This is a genomic window from Lentzea sp. NPDC058436, assembly GCF_042721515.1.
Taxonomy (GTDB): Bacteria; Actinomycetota; Actinomycetes; order Mycobacteriales; family Pseudonocardiaceae; genus Lentzea.
Genome location: NZ_JBHXLF010000025.1, coordinates 20,174 through 45,505 on the forward strand (window position 1 = coordinate 20,174; position 25,332 = coordinate 45,505).

A 25,332-nucleotide genomic window follows, 5' to 3' on the forward strand; every position below is an offset into this window, starting at 1 on the left:
GAATAACCTCATCGAGCTGCGACGTCACCCATTTGTCGCAGTTCAAGTGTTTTCCGGTAAAGCACACAATGGTGCGACAGATTCGTAATCGGCGCGGAGATGTGGTTAATCTGCAATTGCTCGATCCGCTGCTCGAAGAACGGAAAACTGCAGATGATCAAGAAGGCAATCGTCCTCGGTGCCGCTATCGCAGGCATGGGACTCTTCGCGTCGACCGCGCACGCCGCTCCCACCACGAGCCGGGACGTGCTGGACACGCAGCTGGTTGGTCCCATCTCCATCACCGCGCTGTCGCACAACCCGTGGACTCCCGGCAACGGCAACGTGACCGGATCGGGCAACATCGGAGGCAACGGCAACAACGTCGGAAACAACAACAACGGCGGTAACGGCAACAGCAACGGCGGCGGCGGCAACAACGTCGGCGCGGGCAACTCGGGTGGGAACGGCAACAATTCCCCGGGCTTCCCCGGCTGATCCGCCGCGGAGGATTCGTCTGACCCGGCTGGTCCACGACCGGCACGGCTGAGCCGCACCGGTCACCTTCCCCGGATCAGCTGATCTCCAGACGGGCGCGGGTCGCCGCCACCCGCGGACTCCAGCCCGCGAGCTCGTGCGCTTCGGCCACGAGTTCGCGGGCTTTCGCGTTGTCGCCGTCGGCCATCCACGCCCGCGCGATCGTGACCAGGTCGTCCGCCCGGCCCTGCGCGTGCTCGCTCGACTCGGCGGAGTACCCCGCGAGCTCCCTGGCCCTCCTGGTGTCGCCCTCGATCAACGCCATGATCGCCAGCGTCCCGTTCGCGCGCTGCTTCGGGTACCCGGCCTCGTAGGCGTTGCCGAACATGCTGCGCGCGGTCTCCAGCCCGGCCTCCGCCGGGAACTGACCCGCCTCGACCGCCAGCACGGCGACCCCGGCGGTGGTGGCCATGACGAACGCCAGGTCCCGCTTGCTCAGGTCCTCACGGCTGCTCAGGCCGATGACCGTCTGCAGCGCGTCGAGGTACTTCTCGCGCGCACACGACGTCACGACCTTGAGCCCGACGACGGTGAGCAGGTCGGGGTGCTCCCGCACGAGCTCCGCGTAGATCCGTTCGGCCTCGTCGAGGTCACCGCGCTGGTAGGCGTCCATGCCGGCGACCACACCGGGCCGCGCCTCCAGTTCGGCGAGCGGCCGTCCTGTCATCTTCGGCAGCGTGAACACGAACCAGCCGAGGCTGGTGTTGCCAGCCTGGTCCCTCGGCACGAGCTGCAACAGGAAGCAGGCCGTGGCCGCGAGCGCCATGCCCCTGCCGAACGACGACCCGGTCGTGAGCCACGCCAGGGCCGCGATCACCGCGCAGAACAGGATCGCGAACGCTCCGGCGAGGACGGTCCGCCGCCGCACACCCGGCTTCAGCCCGGAGATCCCGACCGTGGCGAGCACGGGGATGCGCCGCAGGACCAGCCGCTGGTGGGTCCACGTCCACGACTTCAGCTCGCCGCCGATGCCGATGATCACGTGCGTGATCCGGAGTCCGAACAGGACGGCGCCGAGCGCCAGGCCCGCCTGTGCCGCGGTCAGTTCCACGAGCAGGCCGACCAGTGCTCCGGCCAGGCCGAGGTAGAACTCCGAGAGGGTCCAGGCGATCGTGCCGGCCACCACGAGTGCCGTCACGAGCGTGCGCACAATCGTCACGGTCACCAGACGTTACCGGCGTGGGAGCGGTTCCCCGGACTCAGACCACCGGCTGGGAGCCGCCCTCGCGGATCGGCAGACCGGCGGCGCGCCAGCCGCGGAACCCGCCGACGAGGTCCGTCGCGTGGGGCAGGCCGACCCGCTGCAGGTCCCGCGCCGCGAGCGACGACGAATAGCCCTCGTTGCACACCACGACCACGGTCGTGTCGGCGGTGAAGCCCGGCAGCCGCCAGTCGCCCGCCGGGTCGAGCCGCCACTCCAGCACGATCCGCTCGACCACGACGGAGTTCTCGATCTCGCCCTCGGCCAGCCGGTTGTGGGCGGGCCGGATGTCCACGACGAGCACGTCCTCTAGGGCGAGCACCTCGTGCGGTTCCAGCCGCTTCAGGTGCGATCGCGCGTCTTCGAGGATGGCGTCGAGCCTGCTCACGGGCCCTCCAGGTCGGCCAGCTGACGCAGTTCGGACAGCGGCAGGCGGTTCGCGGGCAGCGGCGGGATCGAGTCGGGGATGTCGAGCAGCGACGCGTACTCGCGCGTCGGAACGAGCGGCGGCGAGTAGGCGTGCACGGTCGCGGCCGGCGCGTCGAACGGGTTCAGCACCTGGTGCGCGCGCCCTGACCCGAAGCCCAGCGCGTCCCCGGTGCTCCGCACGGCGGACCGGACCGGCCCGGCCGGATAGCGGTAGTCCTCCTGCAGCGTCCCCTTGAGCACGGTGAACGACCCGGCCGAACCGCCGTGGTCGTGCGGCTCGGTGCCCTGGCCGGGCAGCCACGACAGCAGCCACAGCTCCACGCCCTCGGTCAGGCCCAGGCGCGCCCACCAGCGGCGTTCGGTCGAGTAGTCGAGGATCTGCAGCAGTCCGGTGGTCAGCTCGCTCGCCACGAACGACGTCAGGTCGCGCAGCTCACGAGGGGTCCACAGGTCGCGCGAGGGGTGGATCACGTCGCGCAGCAACCGGCTGTCCAGCACCGGGTGGAGATCGAATTGATCTTGGCCGGGAATGCTTCCTGCATACGTCGAAGTCACGCACTCGCTCCTGAAGGCCGCGTCGGGTACGGGGTAGCGATCAAGACGCGACGCAGGGCGCTTGCTTCAGCGCGTGCGTCGCGTCGAGCTACACCCGCACGACGCCACGAGCACGAGGTCGATCGTGCGGTCTGTCCAGCAGTAGACGACCACGTCCGTGATGGTGCCAGAAGCACTCTGAGTGTGGCTAGAGCGTCCATTTGGCGGAAGAACGTCGGACACAGAGTCAAATGGCCGCAAGGAGTTCAGCGTGGAATGCGCAGCAGGAGCAACGAGCGCGCGGCGACCGTGAGCTTCGCCCGCGCACCCAGCGAACCGGGACTGGCGGGGGAGCCGTCCACTGTCGTCGTGTCCAGGAACGGCTCGTACGACGGCCCGTACCGCTCGTGCGGCATCGTCACGCTGATGGGATCCGCACCGGCGTGCATCAGCATCAGCCACGAGTCGTCCGACACGAGCTCACCGTCGCGGGTGCGCGAGAGGCAGTTCGAGCCGTCGATGAACATGCCGAGCGTGCGGCGGCCCTCGTCGAACCAGTCGGTCTCGGCCATCTCCTGCCCGTCCGGCCGGAACCACACCAGGTCGGGATTGCCGCTGGGCGTCGTGCGGCCCTCGAAGAACTCGGGCTGCCGCAACGCCGGTGACGACGCGCGCAGGTCGATCAGCCGCTGGGTGAACCCGAGCAGCGCCTCGCTCGCGTCGCTCGTCGTCCAGTCGACCCACGACACGTCGTTGTCGAGGCAGTACGCGTTGTTGTTGCCGCCCTGGGTGCGCCACATCTCGTCGCCCGCCGTCATCATCGGCGTGCCGGTGGACAGCAGCAGCGTCGACAGCAGGTTCCGCGCCTGCTGGGCCCGCAGCGCGAGGATCTCGGGATCGGACGTCTCACCCTCGGCACCGCAGTTCCACGACCGGTTGTCGTTCGTGCCGTCGCGGTTGTCCTCGCCGTTCTCCTCGTTGTGCTTTCCGTTGTAGGACACCAGATCGCGCAACGTGAAGCCGTCGTGCGCGGTGATGAAGTTGATCGACTGCCACGGCCGGCGCAGGTCGTCCGCGTACAGGTCGGACGAGCCGGAGAGGCGGTACGCGAGATCGCGCACGGACGTGTGCCCGCGCCAGAAGTCCCTGACCGTGTCGCGGTAGCGGCCGTTCCACTCCGCCCACTGCACGCCGAAGTCGCCGACCCGGTAACCGTCGCCCGTCGCGTCCCACGGCTCGGCGATCAGCTTCGCCCTGCACAGCACCGGATCGGTGGTGATCGCCGTGAGCAGGGCGCTGTCGCGGTCGAAGAACCCGCCGCCAGGCCTGCCCATGGTCGAGGCGAGGTCGAACCGGAACCCGTCGACGCCCATCTCGGCCGCCCAGTACCGCAGCGAGTCCGTGACCAGCCTGACCACCTGCGGCGACCCGGCGTCGAGCGTGTTGCCGCAGCCCGTGATGTCGACCGTGCTGCCGCCACCGGCGTGCAGGTAGTAGCCCGGCGCGTCGTAGCCGCGGAAGCAGATCGTCGGCCCGTCCGGACCGCCCTCGCAGGTGTGGTTGTAGACGACGTCGATCAGCACCTCGATGTTCGCCGCGTGCAGCGCCGCGACCATCGTGCGGAACTCCTGGATCTCGTTGCCGGGCTCGCTCGCGTACGCCGCGTGCGGCGCGCAGTACCCGAGCGGCGAGTAGCCCCAGTAGTTGCTCGCGCCCCTGCTGATCAGCGACGGCTCGTCCTGGAACGCCTGCACGGGCAGCAGTTCGACGCTCGTCACGCCCAGGCGCACGAGGTGCTCGATCGCCGCCGGGTGCGCGAGGCCCAGGTACGTGCCGCGCAGCTTCTCCGGGATGTCCGGGTGCTTCTTCGTGAAGCCCTTGACGTGCAGCTCGTAGACGACGGCCTCTTCGAACGGCACCTCGGGCTTCACGCCCGTGTCGGCACCGCCGGGTGAGCTCACCACGGAGAGCGGCACGCTGCCGAGCGAGTCGACCGCGGACGGCGGCCCGTGCATCGGGTCGCCGACGTACCCGAGCGCGGCCTCCAGGTTCGTGATCCGGCCCTCGATCTGCCGCGCGTACGGGTCGACCAGCAGCTTCGCCGGGTTGCACCGCAGCCCGCGCCCGGCGTCGTACGGCCCGTGCACGCGGAACCCGTACCGCTGACCCGGCGTGACACCGGGCACCAGCCCGTGCCAGACGCCGAACGTCCGTTCGGTCAGCTCGACCCGTTTCTCGGCGCCGTCGTCGTCGACCAGGCAGACCTCGACCGCGTCGGCGACGTGGGACGTCACCGCGAAGCGGACACCGCCGGCTTCGGCGTGCGCCCCCAGTGGGAACGGTCGGCCTGCCAGCACCTCGGACTCGGGTCGCGTAGCCATGCCCCCGATCTTGGCATCCGCGACCGACAAAAAACTCGAGAGTTCACACCGGCGGCGCAGCGGGGTCACCCGGCGCGAGGGACACCCCGATGAGTGGTCGGGGTGAGGCCGTTCGGAAGAATGGGGGCGTGGCGGACGTCGACGTGACAGATCTGGTCGTGCACATGGCGGGCGTATCGGTCCGCCGCGGGAAGAACACGCTGGTCGGCAACATCGACTGGAGCGTGGAACTGGACGAGCGCTGGGTGGTGCTGGGCCCCAACGGCGCCGGCAAGACGACCCTGCTACGGCTCTCCAGTGCCGACCTGCACCCGACCAAGGGCAAGGTCCACCTCCTGGGTGAACGCCTGGGCAAGACCGACGTCCAGGAGCTCAAGCCCCGCATCGGCCTGTGCTCCGCGGCGCTCGGTGGTCGCATCCCGCCCGACGAGACGGTGGTCGACCTGGTCGTCTCCGCGGGCTACGCCGTGCTCGGCCGGTGGCGCGAGAAGTACGGCAAGGAGGACACCGACCGTGCCCGCGAACTGCTCGGCACGCTCGGCATGGCCCACCTCGCCGACCGCCTCTACGGCACCCTGAGCGAGGGTGAGCGCAAGCGCACGCTGATCGCCCGCGCGTTGATGACCGACCCCGAGATGCTGCTGCTCGACGAGCCGGCGGCCGGGCTGGACCTGGGCGGCCGCGAGGACCTGGTCGCGAAGCTCTCGGAGCTCGCCCTGGACCCGGACGCGCCCGCGATGGTGCTGGTCACGCACCACGTGGAGGAGATCCCGCCGGGCTTCACGCACGCGCTGCTGCTGCGCGAGGGTTCGATCGTGGCGCAGGGTCTGTTGGACGACGTGCTGACGGAGGAGAACCTCTCCAAGACGTTCGGGCAGGACCTGGAGCTGCAGAAGTCGGGAGACCGCTTCTTCGCCCGCCGCAAGGTCTGACAAGCTACTGCCGGGTAACGTGACACTGCTGTCGCGACAACTGATGGAGGGCTGCGTGGCTGAGTTCGTGAGGCTTGAGGTCGAGGACGGGATCGGCACGATCCGCCTGGAGCGGCCGCCGATGAACGCCCTGAACCGGCAGGTGCAGACCGAGCTCCAGGCCGCCGCCAAGGAGGCCTCCGAGCGTTCGGACGTCTACGCGGTCATCGTCTACGGCGGCGAGAAGGTCTTCGCGGCCGGCGCGGACGTCAAGGAGTTCGCGCAGATCTCCCACGCCGAGATGACGCTGCGGGCCAAGGGCCTGTCGGACGCGCTCGGCGCGCTGGCCTCGGTGCCGAAGCCGACGGTCGCCGCGATCACCGGGTACGCGCTCGGCGGCGGCTTCGAGGTCGCGCTCGGCTGCGACCGCCGCATCGCCGGTGACAACGCGAAGGTCGGCCAGCCCGAGATCCTGCTCGGCCTGATCCCCGGTGGTGGCGGCACGCAGCGCCTCGCCCGGCTGATCGGTCCGTCGAAGACCAAGGACCTGCTCTACACCGGCCGGTTCGTCGGCGCCCAGGAGGCGCTCGAGATCGGCATGGTCGACGAGGTCGTGGCGCCGGACGACGTGTACGCGGCGGCCGTGCGCTGGGCCAAGCAGTTCGTCAACGGGCCGGTGCTCGCCCTGGCGGCGACGAAGGCGGCCGTCGACGGTGGCCTCGACACCGACCTGGAGTCGGGCCTGAAGCTCGAAAGCCACCTCTTCGCGGCGCTGTTCGCGACGGAGGACAAGAAGAACGGCGTGGAGTCGTTCATCGCGAACGGTCCCGGAAAGGCGAAGTTCAGTGGCAACTGATCCGGCACCGAACCCGCACGCGACGGCCGAAGAGGTCGAGGCGGCGTACAAGGACACCAAGCTCGCCCAGGTGCTCTACCACGACTGGGAGGCGGGCACGTACGACGAGAAGTGGTCGATCTCCTACGACGACCGCTGCATCACCTACGCGACGGACCGCTTCCGCGCCGCCGCCGGTGACGTCGGGCCGTACGAGCACGCGCTGGAACTGGGCTGCGGCACCGGTTTCTTCCTGCTGAACCTGATGCAGGGCGAAGTGATCAAGAAGGGCTCGGTCACCGACCTGTCGCCCGGCATGGTCGAGGTCGCGCTGCGCAACGCCGAGCACCTCGGGCTGGACGTCGACGGCCGTGTCGCCGACGCCGAGCGGATCCCGTACGACGACGACACGTTCGACCTCGTCGTCGGCCACGCGGTGCTGCACCACATCCCGGACGTGGAGGCGGCGATGCGCGAGGTGCTGCGCGTGCTGAAGCCCGGCGGCAAGTTCGTGTTCGCGGGCGACCCGACGAACATCGGCAACTTCTACGCCCGCAAGCTCGGCCAGGCGACGTGGTGGCTCACCACCAACATCACCAAGGCCGTGCCGGTGCTCGGCGACTGGCGCCGTCCGCAGGAGGAGCTCGACGAGTCCTCCCGCGCGGCCGCCCTCGAAGCCGTGGTGGACCTGCACACGTTCGACCCGGACCAGCTGGAGGCCACGGCTCGTCGCGCCGGTGCCGTCGGCGTCCGCGCGGTGACCGACGAGCTGTCCGCGGCCCTGTTCGGCTGGCCGGTCCGCACGTTCGAGGCCGCTGTGCCGCGCGAGAAGCTGGGCTTCGGGTGGGCGATGTTCGCCTACCGCACCTGGCAGAACCTGTCGTGGGTCGACCAGAACGTGCTGTCGAAGGTGCTGCCGCGCGAGGTGTTCTACAACGTGGCGATCACCGGTAAGAAGTCCTCGTAAGTTGGGATACGCGTTCACCACGTCCGACGTGGCCTTTCTGCGCTCCGCCGCCGGAACCGCCGCGCTGGCCGAGGTGGACGCGTTGTCCTTTTCGGACGCTTCCCGGGTGCGTGACGTCGAGACGGCCCGCAAGCTCCTCGGGTCGTCGTTCGCCCCGGTCGTGGAAACCGTGCTGCTGCGACGTCGTGCGGTGTCCAAACTGGACTCCGCGGAGTCGTGGCTCTTCACCGACGACGCGCTGCAGCAGGCCACGGCTTCCGCTGTGGCCCGGCATCGCGCGGAGCGGTTCGCCGGCCGCACGGTCCACGACGTCACGTGTTCGGTCGGCGCGGACCTCTTCGCGTTGAACGCGGTGGCGTCGCGGTGCATCGGCTCGGACCTCGACCCCGTGCGGCTCGCCATGGCGCGCAACAACGTTCCGGGGCAGCTGGTCGTCCAGGCCGACGCGCTGCGGCCGGTGTCCCGTGCGTCCGCGGTGACTGCCGACCCCGCCCGCCGTGACTCCTCGGGCCGCCGCAAGTGGAATCCCTCGGACTTCGTGCCGCCGCTCGACGAGCTGTCCGAGGTGTACGCGGGAGTGGACCTCGCGGTGAAGTGCGCTCCCGGCATCGACTTCGCCGTCGCGCCGTGGGCGGACGAGATCGAGGTCGTGTCGCTGGACGGCGCGGTCCGCGAGGCCTGCTTGTGGACGCGAGGCCTTGCCACGCCAGGGGTTTCGCGCCGGGCGACCGTGCTGCAGGGCTCGTCGTCGTGGACCCTGACGGACGCCGAACCCGACGACTGCCCCGTCGCCCCGCCCGGTGCGTGGCTCATCGATCCGGACGGTGCGGTCGTGCGTGCCGGTCTGGTGCGGCACTACGCGGCGCGGCACGGGTTGTGGCAGCTCGACGAACGCATCGCGTACCTGAGCGGCTCCGAGCCCCCTCCCGGAATCCGGGCGTTCCGCGTGCTCGAACACGGGCACTACACGGAGAAGTCGCTCAAGTCGTTGCTCAAGACGCGGGGGATCGGCCGGTTGGAGATCCTCGTGCGCGGCCTGGACGTCGACCCGAACACGATGCGCAAGCGCCTCAAGCTCTCCGGGTCCGGTTCGGCGACGGTCGTGCTGACGCGGATCGGCTCAAAGCCGGTCTTCGTCCTGTGTGAGGCTGAGCGCACCTAGCAGCAGGTCGAGGCGCATCTCGTCGAGGTCCGGACGCAGCCTGCCGCCCCGCATGAGCGTGGCGATGCCGTGCAGCGAGCTCCAGAAGACCTCCGTCAGCGCGTCCAGGTCGCGATCGCCCTTCACCGGTTCGACCGCGGCGACCAGTTCCCCGAACGCGTCGAGCAACTCCTGCGGCACCTCGCTCGTGCCCCACGGCAGATCGACGTGCTGCACGAACATCGCGTCGTAGAGCGCGGGCCTCTCTCTCGCGAACTTCAGGTAGGCCTCCGCCGCCGCCCGCAGCCGTGACTCGCCACGGGACGGGCGGGCCTTCCGCAACAGCCGGGCCAGCTCACCGCTGCCCTGGACCGCGACCGCGCGCACGATCGCGTCCTTGCCCTTGAAGTGGCTGTAGAGCACCGGCTGGCTGTACTCCACCTTCTCGGCGAGCCTGCGCGTGGTGACCGCGTCCCAGCCCTCCGCCTCGGCCAGGTCCCTGGCCGTGTTGATGATCAGCTGGTGGCGTTCGGCCCGCTCGCGCTCACGCCGGTTCTGGATCGTCACACCACTGAATCTAGCACTGCTAGACATCCGAGCGCTCCTAGTGTTAGCGTCGCTCGTGTCGCTAGCAGTGCTAGATTTCTTGGGGGGATGCAATGCGCTTGGCCACGATCATGGGTTGGCTCGTCGTCGCGGCGGGCTTCTACTTCGGCCTGGGCTACCTGCTCAACGGGGACGGTGCCGCGGCCGGGTTCGGCATCGTCGACCCGACCGGCTACTACGTCGTGAAGGGCGTGCGAGACATCGCATACGCCTTAACGGCCCTGATCCTGCTGCTCATGAAGCAGCGCCGGGCCCTGGGCTGGGTGGTCCTCGCGGACTCGATCATCCCGATCGGCGACTGCATCGCCGTGATGACGCACGGCGGCACGGTGGGCTACGCGCTCGCGGTGCACGGCTCGGCGGCCGTGCTCGTGCTGTTCACCGCGTTCCTGCTGCTCCGTGAGCCAGCACCCGAACGGCCTCACGCAGTTCCGGCTCGGTGATCTCCCCGAGCAACAGTCCTGTCAACGCCTGGAACGCCCGCCGCAGCTCGTCGGGATGCGTGGACAACACCAGCGTCCCGGCGAACGCGTCCGCCTCGCACAGGTCGTCGAGCCCCCGCCCCTGCACCGCGTTCACGCCTTCGCGCAGGCACCACAACGACATCACGTGGTCGCGCATCCCGTTGATCATGTAGACCGCCTGCCACACCCGCCCGCGCGCGATCGACGACCGCGCGTGCAGCGCGTACAACCAGGCCAGGCCGACGAGCTCGTCGCGGTCGGGCTGCTTCGACTGCGGCAGCTCGTTGGCCTCCCCGAACAACAGCTTGAACGTGGGCCCGGTCGCCCCGAACTCGTCCGACGGCCAGAACGCGACGTCCACCTGCAAGGTCGACTGCATCAGGAACACGCGGAACAACACCGTCCCGCGCCGCACGTCGAGATGGCCGACGGCACCGCACGCGTACATCAACGCCGTCCAGTCGACGACCACGGCGTCGATCTCGCGGTCGACCGACAACGCGAAGTCGATGTCGGACCAGCGGTCCTCCCTGCCGACCGCGACCGACCCGGTCAGCGCCGCCCCGACCACCCGCGGATCGACGTCGGCGGCGTTGACGAGGTCACGACGCAGCTGGTCGCGTTCAGAAACCGTGAACACCTCACAACCTTATGCGCCACGACTTCAGCCGGGCTTGCGCACCAGGTTCGTGTACCCGGCCAGCGCCAGCGTCGCCAACCCCCACACCGCGAGCTGCACCAGCCAGATCGCCGCCGTGAACGCCTGCCCCTTCCGCGACGCCGTGTCGAGGTCGCACCGGGCCCGCATCCCGGTCATGGCCAGCGGCAGCCCGCGATCCAGCCCGAGCCCGACCAGCTCCACCGCCGAACACGGCGTCCCGGCCCCGACCGGCGCGGTGGCGACCCGTTCCGCGACAAGATGTCCGGGCCGCGTCGGCACCTGCCCCGCCCACCACCCGAGCGCGCCGGCGACGACGAGGACCAGCAGCAACGCGGCAGCGGTGCGGCGAGCGCGGTACCCGTACCCGGCCAGCGCGCCCCACAGCCAGTGGAACCACCGCGTCAGCCGCCCGCCCAGCGACCGCGGACTCCGTCGCCGCAGATCCGTCTGCTGCGCCATGAGAATCCGCCGCACCGTGCCGTCGTGCCCGGCGGCCCGTTCGACCGCGGCCAGCCGCTGGTAGCCGGACGCGTGGTAGGCCGGGGTGTGGCAGCGGATGACGTGCAGCCACTCCTCCCAGTCCCAGCTCGACGCGAGCGACGCGTAGCCGAAGTGTTCGAGGCGCACGAAGTTCTTGTGCTCGCACGTCGTGCCGCGTCCGCGGTCCGGACACAGGGCGGAGTGCGGCAGCCCCACCGCGACGCCCACCGTCGTGTCGCGGAGGTCGAGCAGTGGAGCCGACTTCGTCTCCAGTGCCACTGCTTCACCGCAGCGGAACCTCTCGACGTGGGCGCCGGTCATCTCGATCGTGGAGCCGTCACCGCCCGCGGAGAGCCGGGTCCGGCCGCGAAGGGTGAGATCTCCACCCACGCGGACACGATCGGCGGTGATCGCGGGGCCGGCGGGGTTGACGACCGTCGTGTCGGTCAGCTCGACGATCCCGCCGATGCGGGCGCCGAGCAGGTTGACCGCGCAGTTCTCGTCGTGGCCCGTGATGCGGACCCCGTTCCTCAGCATGAGACTGCCGTCGAACACGGCGCTGTTCGCGTCCAGCGCGATCCCCGCACCGCTGCTGATCTCCGTGTCCCTCAGGCCGAACTGTCCTGAGACGTGCGCACCTCGGAGGTCGAGTCCGACGCCGTGCCCGTTGACGCGGATGTTGCGCCACAGCGTGAAGGTGCCGTCGATCACGGCGTTCTGCAGGACCACCGCGGGCCCGGTGGCGTTGGAGATCTCCGTGTCCGCCATGTCGAGGTCCGACGCGATGTGGGCGCCGGTGAGGTTGATCGCGCCGCGGGATCCGTGGCCGAGGATCCGGACTCCGTCCCGGAAGAGGAGGAGTCCGTCCACTTCGAGACCACCGGCCTCCAGCGCGGGACCGGCGGTGTTGGTGATCTGCGCGCCGGTGAGGTCGAGGTCCGCGCCTACGTGGGCGCCGACCAGCCTGACCGCACCGAGTCCGCTGTCGGAGACGATCCGCACGCCGCTGCGCAGGAAGAGGACGCTGTCGACGTGGAGGCTGTCCGCGTGAAGTCCCGCGCACCGGCCGCCGTTGAAGATCAGGCTCGGCAGGCTCGCGTAGAGGGCGGTGATCGGCTCTTCGATCGTGCAGTCGCTGAAGCTCAGGCCCGACGAGGCCGTCACGCGGTTGAGGTTCAGGGTGCCGTCGACCCGCGCGCCCTTCAGCCTCACGCCGTGCGGATCGAGCTCGCCGTGACGTCCCAGCAGCAACTCCCTGATCAGTTCGGCCGGCACCACGTCGTCGGGTTCGCCGCAGACCAGCCACTCGCCGTCGCGGGCCGCCGTGATGAGCCGCTGCTCGATGTCGGTCACGTCCGGATCATGCCCGCGGCAGGGGCGGCCCGGTCCGAGGAACCGAGCCGCCCCACCGGGATGGCCTAACCCAGCGCCTCTATCCCAGTGCCACCGCGAACACGTGCATGTTCACGTCGTCCGGCAGCACGACGCTCGCCAGCGTCTTGCCCTCCGGGGCCACGTACGTCTTCGTCGCGAAGATGTGCGTGGCGACCTTCTCGTTGCCGCCGCCGGACTGGTTGCGGTACGGCGTGTTCGCGACGATCACGTTGCCGAAGCTCGGTGCCGCACCGCCGCCGCCCAGCGTCCAGTCGCTGAACCCGAGTTCGACGGCCGCCGTGGTGCCGTCGGTGAACGTCACCGTCGCGGCCTTGGCCCGTGCCCCGTTCGCTGCGGAGCCGATGAACGCGAGCTTGGTGCCGGACAGCGTCAGCGTCTGCTTCTGAGCTGTCGCGTTGTCGGGACGTCCGGCGGGCGACGACGGCCACGTGAAGGTGAGGCCGTCGACGGTGGCCGTGCCACCCGGCGGGAGTCCGGCCGCGGCCAGCGCTTCCCGCGAGTAGCTGTAGCCGCCGCCGTCGAAGTCGCCCTCGCCGGTGGCGTCCGCCGAGGCGCCCACGTTGTTCACGGCGGCGAGCATGCTGCCCGCGGGCGCGACCTTCACGATCTGCGGCAGCACCACCGGTTTCTGGGCCCCCTCGACGTTCACCGTCACGGTGATGTCGTAGAAGCCCTGTGCCGCATCGGGTTTGGCCGTGACCGTGAACTCGCCCGGCACGGCGCCGGTCGCCGGCGTGAACGTGAGGGCGTCCGAGCCGGTGATCGTGAAGGTGGCCTTCGGGTCGCCGTCGTAGAGCTTGACCGAGTTGACCTTCGCCGTGACCGTCTTGCCGGGCTCCACCACGAGCTGGCGCGGTTCGACCGTCAGGAAGTACGGCTGGTCGTGCGTGATCGGCTTCTCGCCCTCGCGGAACGACGGCGGTGCGTCGGAAGCGCCGGTGCCCCACGACGAGGGCGCCTTGCCCAGCACGAAGTCGAGCTTGCCGCCCCGTTGCACGAACGACTCGGGCAGCCAGGTCTTCGTGGCGGCTTTACCGTTGACCTTCAGCGACTGCACGTACTTGGTCGCCGTGTTGGCCTGCGGGGCGTTGATCGTGATGTCCTTGCCGCCGCCGCGATTGATCTTCACCGACGTGAAGAGCGGGGCGCTCAGCACGAGTTCGGCGCGCGACGGCACCTGCGGGTAGATGCCCATCGAGGTGAACACGAACCACGACGACATGGCGCCGAGGTCGTCGTTGCCGGGAATGCCGCCGGGGGCGTTCTTCCACAGCGTGTTGACGGTCTCGCGCAACGTCTCCTGCGTCTTGGCGGGCTGGCCCGTGTAGTTGTAGAGCCACGGCACGTTCACGGACGGCTCGTTGTCCAGTTCGGACTTCGCGCCGCCGTGACCCGAGAGGGCCCAGCTGCCGTCGGCGTTGTGGAAGAAGTCGTCCAGGCGCTTGGTGGCGCGCTCGCGGCCGCCCAGGGACTCGACGAGCCCGGCGACGTTGTGCGTGACCATCCACGTGTACTGGGCGCTGCTGCCCTCCACAAACCCGTTGCCGGTGTCGGGCGTGAAGTCCTTGACCCACGTGCCGTCGGCGTTGCGGTTGCGGATGTAGCCGCCGGTCGAGTCCGCGACCGGGTCGAAGTTGTTCTGCCACCACTGCGCGCGTTCGGCGAAGGTCTTGGCGATCTTCTTGTCGCCGGTGCGCTCGGCCAGCTGGCTGATCGCGAAGTCCGCCGCGGAGATCTCCAGGGTCTCCGCCGCGCCACCCCACGCGTTCGTCACGGCCGGCATGTACTTGTGCTGCAGGTACTTGTCGAGCGACGGCCGCTGCCCGACCGACATGACGGCCCAGCCGTCCTTGCTCAGGTCCAGTGCCGTGGGCACGGTCGCGGCCTTCACCAACGACTTCAGCGACGACTTGATGTCGTAGCCCTCGCCGCCGAACGCGGAGATGGCCGCCAGCGAGATCGGCGCCGGGTCACCGTTCATGACGTGCGTGCCGCCGGCGGCGTGCGTCCAGCGGTCCCACACGCCGTTGTTCTGCTCGGCCTGGTTCAGCAGCGACTGCGCGATGTCCGAGCCGATCTGCGGTTCGAGCAGGGTGAGCAGCTGCAGCTGCGAGCGGTAGATGTCCCAGCCGGAGAACGTGCCGTACTGGGCCTTCTGCCGGCGTTTGTCGATCTTGTGGACCTTGCCGTCGAACCCGGCGTACTCGCCGTTGACGTCGCTGAACAGGTTGGGGTGCAACAGCGAGTGGTACAGCGCGGTGTAGAACTTCGTCCGCTCGTCATCGGAGCCGCCGCCGACCTCGATGCGCTTGAGCTGCTTCTGCCACGCGATGTACGCGTTGTCCCTCATGTCCTCAATGGACTGCCCCTTGTTCTCGGCCTTCAGGTTGGCCTTGGCGTTGTCCAGGCTGACGTAGGAGATGCCGACCTTGACGCCCACCTGACTGCCGGGCGCGAACCCGAGGTAGGCGCCGGAACCCTTGCCCAGCACCGGCCAGCCGTTCGTGCCGTACGTCGTGCCGCCCTGGGAGGTCGTGCTTCCGGGCGTGACAACGTTGTCCTGGTACGTGCCGACCTCGGTGAACGCCTGGTCGAACTCCGCCACGAAGTGCAGCGTGTAGTAGCTGCGGCGGCCGACCTGGTTGATGTAGCCGCAGAAGTTGCCGGACGTCACGGAACCCGTGATGGTCCGCTTGTCCTTGTCCACGACGGTCTGCGCGTCACTGCTGCCGACCTGCGACTTCGAGGTGTTGACGAGCACCGTCGCGGGCTTGTCGGCGGGGAAGCTGAACCGCGCCGCACCGGTGCGTTCGGTGGCGGACAGCTCGGCCTTCGCGCCGGACTTGAGCGTCACGTCGTAGCGGCCGGGCTTGGCCACCTCGTCGGCGTGCGCGAACTCGCTGGCGTAGATGGCGTCCGTCGCGTCCGTGGTCGGCGACGTGGGGACGGTCCCGACGTGCGGGAAGATCGGGATGTCACCGCTGCCGCCCGCGCAGCCCGTGCCCGACATGTGGGTGAGGCTGAAGCCGCGGATCTTCGTGGCGTCGTACCGGTAACCGCCGGGAGCGGCCGCGCGCAGGGTGTTGCCGCGGCTGGCCTCCGGGCTGAAGGAGAACATGCCGAACGGCACGACCGCGCCGGGGAAGGTGTTCCCGAGGTTGGTCGTGCCGATGAACGGGTTCACATGTGCTGCCGGATCCGGCACCACCTGGATCTGGGGCTGAGCGGAGGCAGGGACCACTCCGAACGTCATGGCCGCCACTACCGCAGCTGTCGTGAGGACTCTTCGCTGCATGGTCGCGGACCCTACTTACCGTGCCCGCGCAACCCCAGAGAGCAACCCGAAGTTGTCGTCAAACGGACAAGCGCTGCTCCATGAAGGCCCTCAGCGCGGGCCAATCGCAGTCCTCCGCCACCTCTACCTGGTGCTTTCCCCCGACCAGCGCGCCCTCGTCGTCGATGTCGAGACCGTGCGTCCTGAGCGTGAGGCTGCCGGGCACGACCGCCTCCGCCACGGCGACCGCGTCGTGGATCAGGATGCCCTCCTCGCGGTCGGAGTGGTTCTGGTCCTTGTGCGCGGCCAGGTAGGCCCGGTACGTGCCGGTGAGGTTGCTCAGCACCGGGTCGACGTTGGCGAGGAACTCGGTGTCCGCGATGCACCGCTGGGTGAGGTTGAGCGGCACGACGACCGGGTTGCCCTTGCGGATGACCGTCCGCGCCGCCTTCGCGTCGGCCCAGAAGTTGAACTCGGCCCGCAGCGTCATGTTGCCGATGCCGAGCCCACCGCCCATGACGACCAGCCGCGGGAACTCGACCCCGGCGTCGAGCGCGGCGGCGATGTTCGTGAGCGGCCCGATCGCCGCGACCACGGTGTCCGGCGTGATGGTGTCGGCGAAGAACCGCACGACGTCGTCACCGCGGATGCCCCGGGGGTTCTCCGGCAACGTGAGCGCCTGCCCGCCGAGCCCGTCCTCACCGTGCACGTCCGCGGCCCCACCGGGCCCTTCCGAGCCCCTGACCACCGGCACGTCCGTCCGCCCGAGATGCGCGAGCAACCGCAACGCGTTGGCCGTCGTGAGGTCGAGCCCGACGTTGCCGAAGACCGTGGTCAGCCCCTTCAGCTCGACCTCGGGACTGCGGGCAGCGAGCGCGATCGCGAACGCGTCGTCGACGCCGGGGTCGGTGTCGATGATGAGAGGAGTCGCCATGCCGCCAGCTTGCCCGAGACGCACCCCGTCAGCCGAAGTTAGAGTGCCGCGCATGAAGTACACCGTCTCGATCGAGATCGCCGCGCCGAGGGAGAAGACGGTCCAGCTGCTGTCCGACCCGGCACAGATGCCGAAGTGGCTGCGCGGCCTCGTGACGCACGAGCCGTTGAACGGGCAGCACGGCGAGGTCGGCACTCAGTCGAGGGTCGTGCTGCGGTCGGGAAACCAGACCTTCGAGGCCACCGAGACCATCACCCGCAGGGAGCCGGCGGACCTGCACGACATCCCGGCGGACACCGTCGTCCACTTCGAACGCGAGATCGCCGGTCAGGGCATGTGGAGCGCCGCGCGCGAACGGCTGACCGAGGCCGGCCCGGAGACGACGCTCTGGGTGAGCGAGAACGAGTACCGGTTCAGCGGCGTGGTGATGCGGCTGGTGGGGGCCCTGATGCCCGGCACGTTCCGCAAGCAGTCGTTGCGGCACATGGAGGACTTCAAGGCGTTCGTCGAGTCGGGAAAGGACGTCCGCGAAGGGGAGGACTGAGCTGCTCGGTCCCGCTGCCCCGGTCTAAAGTCCCGGCATGACTTCGATGTGGGGCGCACCCGTCTGGACGCGTTGGCGCAGGTCGCGCCGTGACCCGATGCAGGCGCGGTTCCTCACGATGGCCTCCCTGCGCTGGGTGCTGCGCCACCGCGCCTACACCCCCTGGTACCTCGTGCGGTACTGGCGGCTGCTGAAGTTCCGCCTGCTCAACCCGCACGTCGTGCTGCGCGGCATGGTGTTCTTCGGCAAGCGCGTCGAGGTTATGGCCCGCCCCGGCTTCGGCCGCCTGGAGATCGGCCGCTGGGTGCACATCGGCGACGGCAACGCCATCCGCTGCCACGAGGGTTCGCTGCGCATCGGCGACAAGGTCGTGTTCGGCAAGGACAACACCGTCAACTGCTACCTCGACATCGAGATCGGCGCGTCGTCGCTGGTCGCGGACTGGGTCTACATCTGCGACTTCGACCACAAGGTCGACGACATCACGCTGCCGATCAAGGACCAGGGCATCGTGAAGTCGCCGGTGCGGATCGGGCCTGACTGCTGGCTCGGGGCCAAGGTGACGGTGCTGCGCGGTACCCGTGTCGGGCGTGGGTGCGTGCTCGGGGCGCATGCGATCGTGCGCGGGGACATCCCGGACTTCAAGATCGCGGTCGGGATGCCGGCTCGGGTGGTGCGGGACCGGCGGGCCGACTACGAGGCTGACGCGCAGCGGCGTGCGGACATCGCGGACATGGCCCGCAAGGCCAAGGACGCGCTGGCCAAGCGGGCGGAGGACGCGTCGGCCTGACGCGTCAGCGAGCGACCCGCAGAGGTGAGAGCTGCGGGCGCTTGGGCACGAAACCGTCGCCCGGCTGCCGCCCGATGAGCTTGTTCCGCGTCCGCGTGTACGCCACGGGCAGCACCTGGTCGCGCAGCCACCGCCAGTGGTCCAGCACCGACGCCGACGCGGCCGTGCCGTCCAGCGGCGTCAGCCAGGCCGGGTCGAACGGGATGCCTAGCGTCGACAGCAGGTGGCCGGCCAACCGCCTGTGCCCCAACGACGACAGGTGCAGCCGGTCGGGCCCGAAGTAGCGCGAGTCGTGCACGCACTCGTCGGCCTCGACGTCGACCAGAATCGCGCCATGACGTGAAGCCGCACCACGCACGGCGGAATTCAGAGCCTCGATGCGTGGGCGCATGCGCCAGCCGAACGGCATGCGGTGCGAGATGTCACTCAACGTGAACACGGCGACGGTCGGCGCGAACGACGTCACGGCGCGCACGACCTCGTCCACCCGTTGCTCCAACTGCTCGGCGGTGGCGCCGGACATGACGTCGTTGCCGCCGCCGAAGAGCACGACGAGGTCGGGTTCCAACGCCCGTGCGGACGGGACCTGCTCCACCAGCATCTGGTCGAGACGGCGGCCGCGCACGCCGAGGTTGGCGTAGCGGAAGCCCGGCGCGTCCAGGGCGGACGCGACCCGGTCCGCCCAGCCGCGGTACCGGCCGTCGGGCAGCAGGTCGTCCAGGCCCTCGGTGCAGCTGTCTCCGAGCGCCACGAAGCGTTGGTATTTCATTCAGTCCTCGGTCACCTCTTGTTAACGGGACCGGCGACTGTAGCGGATCTAGGTGAACAGATTGCCCGTGGCGATCTTGGGGCGGCCGAGGACGCGGGGCTCGCGCACGACGGCGGACGAGTACACGGAGGCCGTGTCGGACGCGATCGTGGCCCAGTTGAAGTCGGTGGCCAGACGGGCTTTCGCCGCCCGCGCACGGGATGCGGCGGCCGGGGGATCCGACAGCACCTTGCGCACGGCGCGGGTGAGTCCGTCCACGTCACCGGGGGTGAACGACAGTCCGGTGACCCCGTCCAGCACGACCTCGCCGAGCCCGCCGGCGGTGGACGCGACCAGGGGTGTGCCGGCGGCCGCGGCCTCCAGTGCCACGATGCCGAAGGGCTCGTAGCGGGAGGGCAGCACGACGGCGTCGGCCGCTGTGAGCAACGCCGCCAAAGTCCTGTCGGAGAGGTGCCCGACGAACTCCACGGCGCGCAGCACGCGGTGTTTGCGCGCCTGGTCTTGCAGCCACTCGGTCTGCGATCCGCCACCGGCCACGACGACGCGCGTGCCGCGGTGGAAGCGGCGGATGCGGGGGAGTGCGGCGATCAGGTCCTGGATGCCCTTCTCCCACTCGATGCGGCCGAAGAAGAACAGCAGCGGATCACCGTGCGGCGAGTACGTGCGCCGTGCCGCGCCGACGTCCTTCGCGCGCACCTTCCAACCGCCCGGCTCGATGCCGTTGTGCAGCACGGAAACGTCGGCGGTGTCCACTTCGAACAGATGCGCCACCTCGCCGCGCATCGCCGACGAACAGGTGATCAACGAGTCGGCGCGGTTCGCCAGCCACCACTCCACCGAGTGCACCTGCTGGTTCAGCGGGTGCGACAGCCAGCCCGAGTGCCGGCCGGCCTCGGTCGCGTGGATCGTCGCCACCAGAGGCACCTCGAAGGCCTCGGCCAGCGCCACGGCGGGGTGCGCGACGAGCCAGTCGTGCGCGTGCACGACGTCCGGCCGCCACGAACCCAAAGCCAGGCCGGCGCGCGTCATCGCGTGGCCCATCGCGAGCGTCCACGCCAGGAGGTCCTTCTCGAACACGAAGTGCGCGGGGTCCTCGGCGACGCGGACCAGCCGCACGCCCTCGCTCACCACGTCGACCGTCGGGTGCGTGATCGCGTCGGTGCCGGAGGGCTGGCGGCACAGCACGACGACGTCGTGCCCCTGCGCGGCCAGCTGTGTCGCGAGCGCGTGGACGTGCCTGCCCAGCCCGCCGACGACCACCGGCGGGTACTCCCACGACAACATCAGCACGCGCATCCCGTTACCCCATTCCTCGCGCGTCCAGGTGCCCGAACGGGCCGTCTGCCGCGCGGAGCTCCGTTGCTCTGCCCAGTCCACGACCGCTCCGCGCCAACGCCGCGAGCTCGCTGAAGCGGTCGCTGTGAATCTTCGCGCGGTACCGGGCGTAGTCGGCGGCCGAGTCCTTCGTGACCATGAAGGCCCAGTCGCTCGACAACGCCAGCAGCGCCTCGCGCACCGCCTGGTCCAGCACCGGATCCCTCACGTCGGAGGAGAAGTCCAGTCCCAGCAGCTCTTTCTGCACCGACTCGTTCAACGACACGATGTCCGAGACCTGCGCGCCGTCCCACACGCGCCAGTCCTTGCCGCTGCCCCACGACGACGCCGGCAGCTCGACCGGCGCCCCCACGTGCCCGGCCTCGACGGCGCCGCGCAACGTCGTCACGCGCACACCCGCCTCCGGCAACGCGCGCAGCACGGCCTCCAGCCACAACGGACCCTCGTGCCACCAGTGCCCGTACAGCTCGGTGTCGTAGGCCGCCACGACGAGCCCGCCGTCGATCGCGCGTAGCCGTCGCACGACGGTTTCCACGAAATCGGCCACATGCCTGTCGAGAGCCTCACGCGCCAGCAACGGGTCGTACGGACGCTTGTCCTCCGGCGCCACGTTCTTGCCCGTCACCCGCGACGGCTTGAGGCCCGTCGGGTGGTCGTAGGTGTGAAAATCCCGATACGCGGCATCACCCGGATAGCCGACCTTCGGCGACCAGACGCGGTACGAGACCTCCAGATCGCGCCCGAACGCCAGCACGTCCGACGACCCGACCGGGTGCGCGGACGACGTGTCGCCGTGCAGCGCGGGCCCGTCGACCATGAACCTCCGGACACCCGCCGCCGCGTACCCCGCCTCCATACCGGGCGAGTAACCGCACTCCGGCGCCCAGATCCCTTCCGGCGCACGGCCGACGCGCAGCGCGGTGTCGTCCAGGCCGGTCCGCAGCGCGAAGGCCCTGACCCGCGGATCCAGCAACGGCTGGAACGGATGCGTCGCAGGACCGCCGAGCAGCTCGATCGTCGAAGAGTCCACAAGGGACCGCAGCACGGGCGAGAACCCGTGCCGCCACTGCGTTTCGAACTTCTCCAGCGCCCAAGACGACGCGCGGTGCTCGTACGCCGACAGCTCCGGCAGCCGTTCCCCGGCGAAGTGCGAGCGCAGGTGCCAGTTGCCGAGCCAGTCGTGCATGCCCCGCAACGAGTACGGGTCGTCCAGCTGAGCGGCCAGGACCGGGGTGACGCCGAGCGTCAAGACGTCCTCGCGGCCCTCGTCCGCGAACCGCCGCAGCATGTCCACGACGGGCAGGTACGAGTGCGCCCACGCCTGGTAGAGCCACTCCTCGCCGACCGGCCACGCGCCGTGGTGCGCGAGCCAGGGCAGGTGGCTGTGCAGGACCAGGCAGAACGTGCCCTCTGAGGTTTTCGGCTGGGTCACGTGCGCACCGCCACGGCCACGAGGTCGAGGCAGGCGTCCATGTCGTCAGGGGTGATGTCGAAGTCCTCCACCGTCACCGACTCCACAGCCTCCTTGAGCTCGACCGGCCACGGCGCACCGGACAGGGCGACTTCGACCTGTGCGTTGATGATCTGTCCGTTCAGGAGCGTGTCAAGCCTGCGTCCGTGACGCAGCCCCGTCAGTTCGTCAACGCGAAAACCAGCGCCGCGCAGCATCTCGTCCAGTTCGGACGGTGCGAGTTCCCTGGTGTGGAACGGGTTCAGCGGAGTGTCCTGGCCGGGTGAGAACGTGATCCTGTTCGGCGTCGTCACGATGAGCTTCCCGCCGGGACGCAATACCCGCCGGCACTCCGCCAGGAACCCCTCCTGGTCCCACAGGTGCTCGATGACCTGCAGGTTCGCCACGACGTCGACACTTCCGTCGCGCAACGGCAACGACGCCAGGTTCCCGCGCAACACGTCGAGCTGCGGGTACGAGCGCGACACGTGCCGCGACGTCAGCTCGTCGTAGTCGAGGGCGACCACCCGCCGCGCGACCGTGCGGATCAGCTGGGCGCCGTAGCCCTCGCCGCAGCCCGCCTCCAGCACGACCGCGTCCGCGCAGTGGCCGATGAGGTGCAGATAGGCCGCTTCGTGGCGCCTGAACCAGTAGTTCTCTTCCGCGATACCGGGCACCGTGCGTTCGCCGGTCAGGGGGAGGGTCACGCCCGCCAGGTTACTTGTGAGTAGACCGCCTGCGAACTACCTGGTGCGCGATCGCGGTGACGACACCGGCCGCGGCGAGGGCCGCGGTCGTCGCCGGGCTCATGTACTTGGACAGGCTGGGTGCCTCGCTCGGCCCGGTCAGCCAGAGCGTCAACGGCGTGGCGTAGGCCAGTGTCAGGGCCCCTGACCACCAGCGCAGGGCCTTCGAGCGGCCGTCGCGCAGGCTCGCGACGAGCACGACGGCGATCGGGACGCCGGACAGCAGGCCGAACTGGCCGATCACCATGACGGGCACGGCCCAGGCCGCGATCAGCGTGGAGGTGGACGGGTGGACGGAGGTGCGGTCGGGGGTGCTGTCAGGCGTGCGGTCGGTGGTGGAGGCGGGGGTGGTGGACATGGTCTTCTCCCTCTGGGGTGCTGGTCCGGCTTCGTGGCGGAGGTCGGTTGTGGGTGGGGCGGGCGTTGGTTGGGGATTTCGGTTCTGGGTGGGCGGGAGTTCTCGCGGACTTCGGCTGAGCAGGCCTGGCCTCGGTCGCGGCGGCGGCCCGGGGCGGGTGGCCTCGGTAGCGGACGTCGGTCTTGGGGGCGGCGGGCGCCGGTCGTGACGTCGGCTCTGGATGGGACGAGCGTCGGCCGCAGGCGTCACCTCTGCGCGGGACGGGCCTCGGCGGCCGCCTTGAGGTCGGCCAGCCAGTAGTCGAGTCCGGGGGCGAGGATCTTGATGGCCGTGGCCGGGTCGGCCTCCAGCTGGGCGCCGGTCCAGCTCTCCTCGGTGCGGACCAGGACGCCGCCGTCCACCTCGGTGAACGTCCAGACGTGGACGCCCTCGTCGATGCCCAGGCCCTCGCCGACGGCGGGCCCGCTCCAGCGCACGCACTCGCCGGTCCTCACCCCGAGCACGGTCGAGGTGATGTTCAGCGTGGTGGCGGGCGTGGTCGGCGTCGCGGGCGCCGGGGTGGTCCACTCGAACCGCGAACCCGCCCGCAGTTCGCCCTCGTCGAGCCTCTTCGCGCTGGTGACGGCCTTCTGCCAGGCCGGCCAGCCTTCCACCTCGGTCTGCGCCTGCCAGACCGTGCTCAGCGGTGCGTTGATCCGGGTCTCGGTCCTGTGGTGCAGCTGGGCGGCGGGGTTGATGCCCTGGCCCTCGCAGGTCACCGAGTCCGGTGCGGCCGCGCTGCTGCTCGGTGCGGGAGAGCTGGACGGCGCGCTCTGGCACGCGGTGACGGCGAGCAGTGCGGCACCCACTGAGAGGGCGATGCGCGTGCGAGTCATGAGAGAACCCCTTCGGTTCGTTAGCCTCAGTAGCGTTGGTTAGAGGCTCTAACTGTTGTGACATGCAGAAGCTAAACCGAGACGACCGTGACTGTCAATAACAACTGTGAGAGGGTCTAACCATGACGGCGGAGTCGGCGCAGAAGCCGCGTGAGCGCTACCGGGCTCAGGTGCGTGACGAGGTCAAGAAGCACGCGTGGGAGCAGATCGCGTCCAACGGCGTGACAGCGTTGTCACTCAACGCCATCGCCAAGGAGATGGGCATGACCGGGCCGGCGCTGTACCGGTACTTCGCCGGCCGCGACGAGCTGATCACCGCACTCATCAGGGACGCCTACCGCAGCCTCGCCGACACCGTCCGCGCCGCGCACGAGGCGGGCACGACCGCGGTGGCGCTCGCCGGGGTCATCAGGGAGTGGGCGCTGAGCGACCCGCAGCGGTACCTGCTCATCTACGGCACGCCGGTGCCCGGCTACGAGGCGCCCGACGACATCACCGCGATCTCGGACGAGATCCTGACGGTGCTGCTGGAGGTCTGCGCAGGGGAGTCCGACGACCCGCCGAAGACCCCGTTCGACGTTGTCCTTGGCCTGAACCGAGGGTGGGCGGGCGCTCTTCCGGCGTCGGCGCCCACGGTGCATCGCGCGCTGTCGTTCTGGACGCGCGTGCAGGGCGTTCTGTCGCTGGAGCTCGCCGGGCACCTCGCGCCGCTGGGGTTCGATCCGGGGCTGTTCCTGGCCGAAGAGGTCGCGGAACTCTGATCAGAACGGCGAGACGGTGACGGCCAGCGCGCCCGGTCCCACGTTCGCGCCGATGGCCGCGCTGACCTGCGTCAACACCACGTCGCGGGCGTGCGGGATCCGCTTCTGCAGCATCTGGAGCAGCTCGTGGCCCTCCTTCTCGGCCGCGAAGTGCTCGACCGCGAGGTCGACGTTGCGCCCGTAGGCGAGCGCCACGGCCTTGTCCACGAGCTTCGTCAGCGCCCGGTCACGGCCCACGACCTTGTCGAAGGGCTCCACCTCGCCGTTCACGACCGTGAGCAGCGGCTTGACCGACAGCGCGTCGCCGAAGAGCTTCGCCGCCGCGCTGACCCTGCCCGCCTGGCGCAGGTAGTGCAGCGTGTCGACGTAGATGAGCACGTGGGCGTCCCGGCCGCGCTGCTCGGCGACGCTGCGCGCGTTCTGGACGTTGCCGCCGCCCTGCACGATCCGGGCGGCCGCGAGCGCCGCGAAACCGAGCGTCATGCCCGACGAGTGCGAGTCCACGATGAACACCGGCACGCGCGACTTCGCGGCGGCCTGCTTCGCGGCGTCGGTCGCGGGGGAGAGCTTCGGCGTCACGTGCACCGAGACGATCGTCTCCGCGCCCTTGGCCCACGCGTCCTGGTAGGCCCAGAAGAACGCGTCCGGCGCCGGCGGCTGCGTCGTGATCGGGATCTGCGCCTCCATCGCCCGCAGCAGCCTGTCGGTCGGCACGTAGGCCTCGTCGATCAGCTCCGACCCGATCTTGAGCTGCATGGGGACCGTGATGATGTCGAACCGGTCCGCCAGGCGGGACGGGAGTGACGCGGTCGAGTCGGTGACGACGGCTACTCGTGAGGACACGAACGAGAAGGTTAACCAAGGGTGATCGCAGTAGCCACGACCGATGGATGGCAATTCGTGTGATCTAGGCCTGGGCGGTTGCTTTCCGTGCACGGCGAACGCACGGAGTGAACACCCCGGAATGGCGCCCCG

Annotated in this window: 25 protein-coding genes; 9 read left to right on the forward strand and 16 right to left on the reverse strand. The window is 69.7% G+C overall.

Annotated features, from left to right (window positions below; genetic code table 11):
• Positions 1–153: 153 nt before the first annotated feature.
• On the forward strand, positions 154–477 hold the full coding sequence (locus ACFWN2_RS41010) for a hypothetical protein (RefSeq protein WP_382436001.1): 324 nt from the start codon (positions 154–156) through the stop codon (positions 475–477).
• A gap of 76 nt (positions 478–553) precedes the next feature.
• On the opposite strand, the gene ACFWN2_RS41015 is transcribed toward ACFWN2_RS41010, so the two are convergent.
• The 4 genes from ACFWN2_RS41015 to glgX all read right to left on the reverse strand — a co-directional run bounded on the left by ACFWN2_RS41015 (position 554) and on the right by glgX (position 5,061).
• Positions 554–1,681, reverse strand: a complete 1,128-nt coding sequence (locus ACFWN2_RS41015) for a hypothetical protein (RefSeq protein WP_382436002.1) — start codon at positions 1,679–1,681, stop codon at positions 554–556.
• A 34-nt stretch (positions 1,682–1,715) separates the two neighbouring features.
• Positions 1,716–2,105, reverse strand: a complete 390-nt coding sequence (locus tag ACFWN2_RS41020; RefSeq protein WP_382436003.1) for a rhodanese-like domain-containing protein — start codon at positions 2,103–2,105, stop codon at positions 1,716–1,718.
• Positions 2,102–2,701, reverse strand: a complete 600-nt coding sequence (locus ACFWN2_RS41025; protein WP_382436005.1) for a cysteine dioxygenase — start codon at positions 2,699–2,701, stop codon at positions 2,102–2,104. The genes ACFWN2_RS41020 and ACFWN2_RS41025 overlap by 4 nt, the downstream gene beginning before the upstream one ends.
• A gap of 245 nt (positions 2,702–2,946) precedes the next feature.
• Entirely contained in the window at positions 2,947–5,061 is a 2,115-nt protein-coding gene (gene glgX / locus ACFWN2_RS41030) for a glycogen debranching protein GlgX (protein WP_382436006.1), read from the reverse strand.
• 89 nt (positions 5,062–5,150) lie between these two features.
• Here glgX and ACFWN2_RS41035 point away from each other — a divergent pair, with 89 nt between their 5' ends.
• The 4 genes from ACFWN2_RS41035 to ACFWN2_RS41050 are packed head-to-tail and all read left to right on the forward strand — an operon-like array spanning position 5,151 to position 8,936.
• Positions 5,151–5,993: an ABC transporter ATP-binding protein gene (locus tag ACFWN2_RS41035; protein WP_382436007.1), complete on the forward strand. Its 843-nt coding sequence runs from the start codon at positions 5,151–5,153 to the stop codon at positions 5,991–5,993.
• A gap of 55 nt (positions 5,994–6,048) precedes the next feature.
• Positions 6,049–6,828: an enoyl-CoA hydratase/isomerase family protein gene (locus ACFWN2_RS41040; protein ID WP_093592942.1), complete on the forward strand. Its 780-nt coding sequence runs from the start codon at positions 6,049–6,051 to the stop codon at positions 6,826–6,828.
• Positions 6,818–7,774, forward strand: a complete 957-nt coding sequence (locus ACFWN2_RS41045; protein ID WP_382436008.1) for a methyltransferase domain-containing protein — start codon at positions 6,818–6,820, stop codon at positions 7,772–7,774. Before ACFWN2_RS41040 ends, ACFWN2_RS41045 begins: the two co-directional genes overlap by 11 nt.
• Before the next feature lies 1 nt (position 7,775).
• Entirely contained in the window at positions 7,776–8,936 is a 1,161-nt protein-coding gene (locus ACFWN2_RS41050; protein ID WP_382436010.1) for a class I SAM-dependent methyltransferase, read from the forward strand.
• On the opposite strand, the gene ACFWN2_RS41055 is transcribed toward ACFWN2_RS41050, so the two are convergent.
• Positions 8,895–9,482 carry a TetR/AcrR family transcriptional regulator gene (locus ACFWN2_RS41055; RefSeq protein WP_382436011.1) on the reverse strand — a complete coding sequence of 196 codons (588 nt, stop codon included), beginning with the start codon at positions 9,480–9,482 and terminating at the stop codon, positions 8,895–8,897. The genes ACFWN2_RS41050 and ACFWN2_RS41055 overlap by 42 nt on opposite strands.
• 92 nt (positions 9,483–9,574) lie before the next feature.
• Here ACFWN2_RS41055 and ACFWN2_RS41060 point away from each other — a divergent pair, with 92 nt between their 5' ends.
• A complete protein-coding gene (locus ACFWN2_RS41060) occupies positions 9,575–9,964 on the forward strand; it encodes a DUF4267 domain-containing protein (RefSeq protein ID WP_382436012.1) in 390 nt (129 codons plus the stop codon).
• Here the strand turns inward: ACFWN2_RS41060 and ACFWN2_RS41065 are convergent.
• From ACFWN2_RS41065 to ACFWN2_RS41080, 4 genes are all read right to left on the reverse strand, one after another.
• Entirely contained in the window at positions 9,900–10,625 is a 726-nt protein-coding gene (locus ACFWN2_RS41065; protein ID WP_382436014.1) for a nucleotidyltransferase domain-containing protein, read from the reverse strand. The two genes, ACFWN2_RS41060 and ACFWN2_RS41065, sit on opposite strands and share 65 nt — an antisense overlap.
• A 24-nt stretch (positions 10,626–10,649) precedes the next feature.
• Entirely contained in the window at positions 10,650–12,479 is a 1,830-nt protein-coding gene (locus ACFWN2_RS41070; protein ID WP_382436015.1) for a hypothetical protein, read from the reverse strand.
• Positions 12,480–12,558: 79 nt separating this feature from the next.
• Positions 12,559–15,816 (reverse strand): GH92 family glycosyl hydrolase, encoded by a 3,258-nt coding sequence (locus ACFWN2_RS41075; protein ID WP_382436016.1) that lies wholly within the window; start codon positions 15,814–15,816, stop codon positions 12,559–12,561.
• 58 nt (positions 15,817–15,874) lie between these two features.
• A complete protein-coding gene (locus ACFWN2_RS41080) occupies positions 15,875–16,729 on the reverse strand; it encodes a nucleoside hydrolase (protein WP_382436017.1) in 855 nt (284 codons plus the stop codon).
• Positions 16,730–16,781: 52 nt separating this feature from the next.
• Here ACFWN2_RS41080 and ACFWN2_RS41085 point away from each other — a divergent pair, with 52 nt between their 5' ends.
• Positions 16,782–17,273: an SRPBCC family protein gene (locus ACFWN2_RS41085; protein ID WP_382436019.1), complete on the forward strand. Its 492-nt coding sequence runs from the start codon at positions 16,782–16,784 to the stop codon at positions 17,271–17,273.
• Positions 17,274–17,310: 37 nt separating this feature from the next.
• On the forward strand, positions 17,311–18,063 hold the full coding sequence (locus ACFWN2_RS41090; RefSeq protein ID WP_382436020.1) for an acyltransferase: 753 nt from the start codon (positions 17,311–17,313) through the stop codon (positions 18,061–18,063).
• Between the two features lie 4 nt (positions 18,064–18,067).
• Here the strand turns inward: ACFWN2_RS41090 and ACFWN2_RS41095 are convergent, their stop codons facing one another.
• The 6 genes from ACFWN2_RS41095 to ACFWN2_RS41120 all read right to left on the reverse strand — a co-directional run bounded on the left by ACFWN2_RS41095 (position 18,068) and on the right by ACFWN2_RS41120 (position 23,596).
• On the reverse strand, positions 18,068–18,832 hold the full coding sequence (locus tag ACFWN2_RS41095) for an SGNH/GDSL hydrolase family protein (RefSeq protein WP_382436021.1): 765 nt from the start codon (positions 18,830–18,832) through the stop codon (positions 18,068–18,070).
• 48 nt (positions 18,833–18,880) lie between these two features.
• Positions 18,881–20,128, reverse strand: coding sequence for a glycosyltransferase family 4 protein (locus tag ACFWN2_RS41100; RefSeq protein ID WP_382436022.1), 1,248 nt, complete (start codon positions 20,126–20,128; stop codon positions 18,881–18,883).
• A gap of 4 nt (positions 20,129–20,132) precedes the next feature.
• Positions 20,133–21,599 carry a 1,4-alpha-glucan branching protein domain-containing protein gene (locus tag ACFWN2_RS41105; RefSeq protein ID WP_382436023.1) on the reverse strand — a complete coding sequence of 489 codons (1,467 nt, stop codon included), beginning with the start codon at positions 21,597–21,599 and terminating at the stop codon, positions 20,133–20,135.
• Entirely contained in the window at positions 21,596–22,324 is a 729-nt protein-coding gene (locus ACFWN2_RS41110; protein ID WP_382436024.1) for a class I SAM-dependent methyltransferase, read from the reverse strand. Before ACFWN2_RS41110 ends, ACFWN2_RS41105 begins: the two co-directional genes overlap by 4 nt.
• Positions 22,325–22,334: 10 nt before the next feature.
• Positions 22,335–22,721, reverse strand: coding sequence for a hypothetical protein (locus tag ACFWN2_RS41115; RefSeq protein WP_382436025.1), 387 nt, complete (start codon positions 22,719–22,721; stop codon positions 22,335–22,337).
• Between the two features lie 245 nt (positions 22,722–22,966).
• Complete coding sequence (locus tag ACFWN2_RS41120; RefSeq protein WP_382436026.1) at positions 22,967–23,596, reverse strand: SRPBCC family protein; 630 nt, start codon at positions 23,594–23,596, stop codon at positions 22,967–22,969.
• A gap of 122 nt (positions 23,597–23,718) precedes the next feature.
• Here ACFWN2_RS41120 and ACFWN2_RS41125 point away from each other — a divergent pair, with 122 nt between their 5' ends.
• The gene (locus tag ACFWN2_RS41125; protein WP_382436027.1) at positions 23,719–24,357 is read left to right on the forward strand and encodes a TetR/AcrR family transcriptional regulator; all 639 of its coding nucleotides are present in this window, start codon (positions 23,719–23,721) and stop codon (positions 24,355–24,357) included.
• Here the strand turns inward: ACFWN2_RS41125 and ACFWN2_RS41130 are convergent, their stop codons facing one another.
• On the reverse strand, positions 24,358–25,200 hold the full coding sequence (locus tag ACFWN2_RS41130) for a DegV family protein (protein ID WP_382436029.1): 843 nt from the start codon (positions 25,198–25,200) through the stop codon (positions 24,358–24,360).
• Between the last annotated feature and the right edge of the window lie 132 nt (positions 25,201–25,332).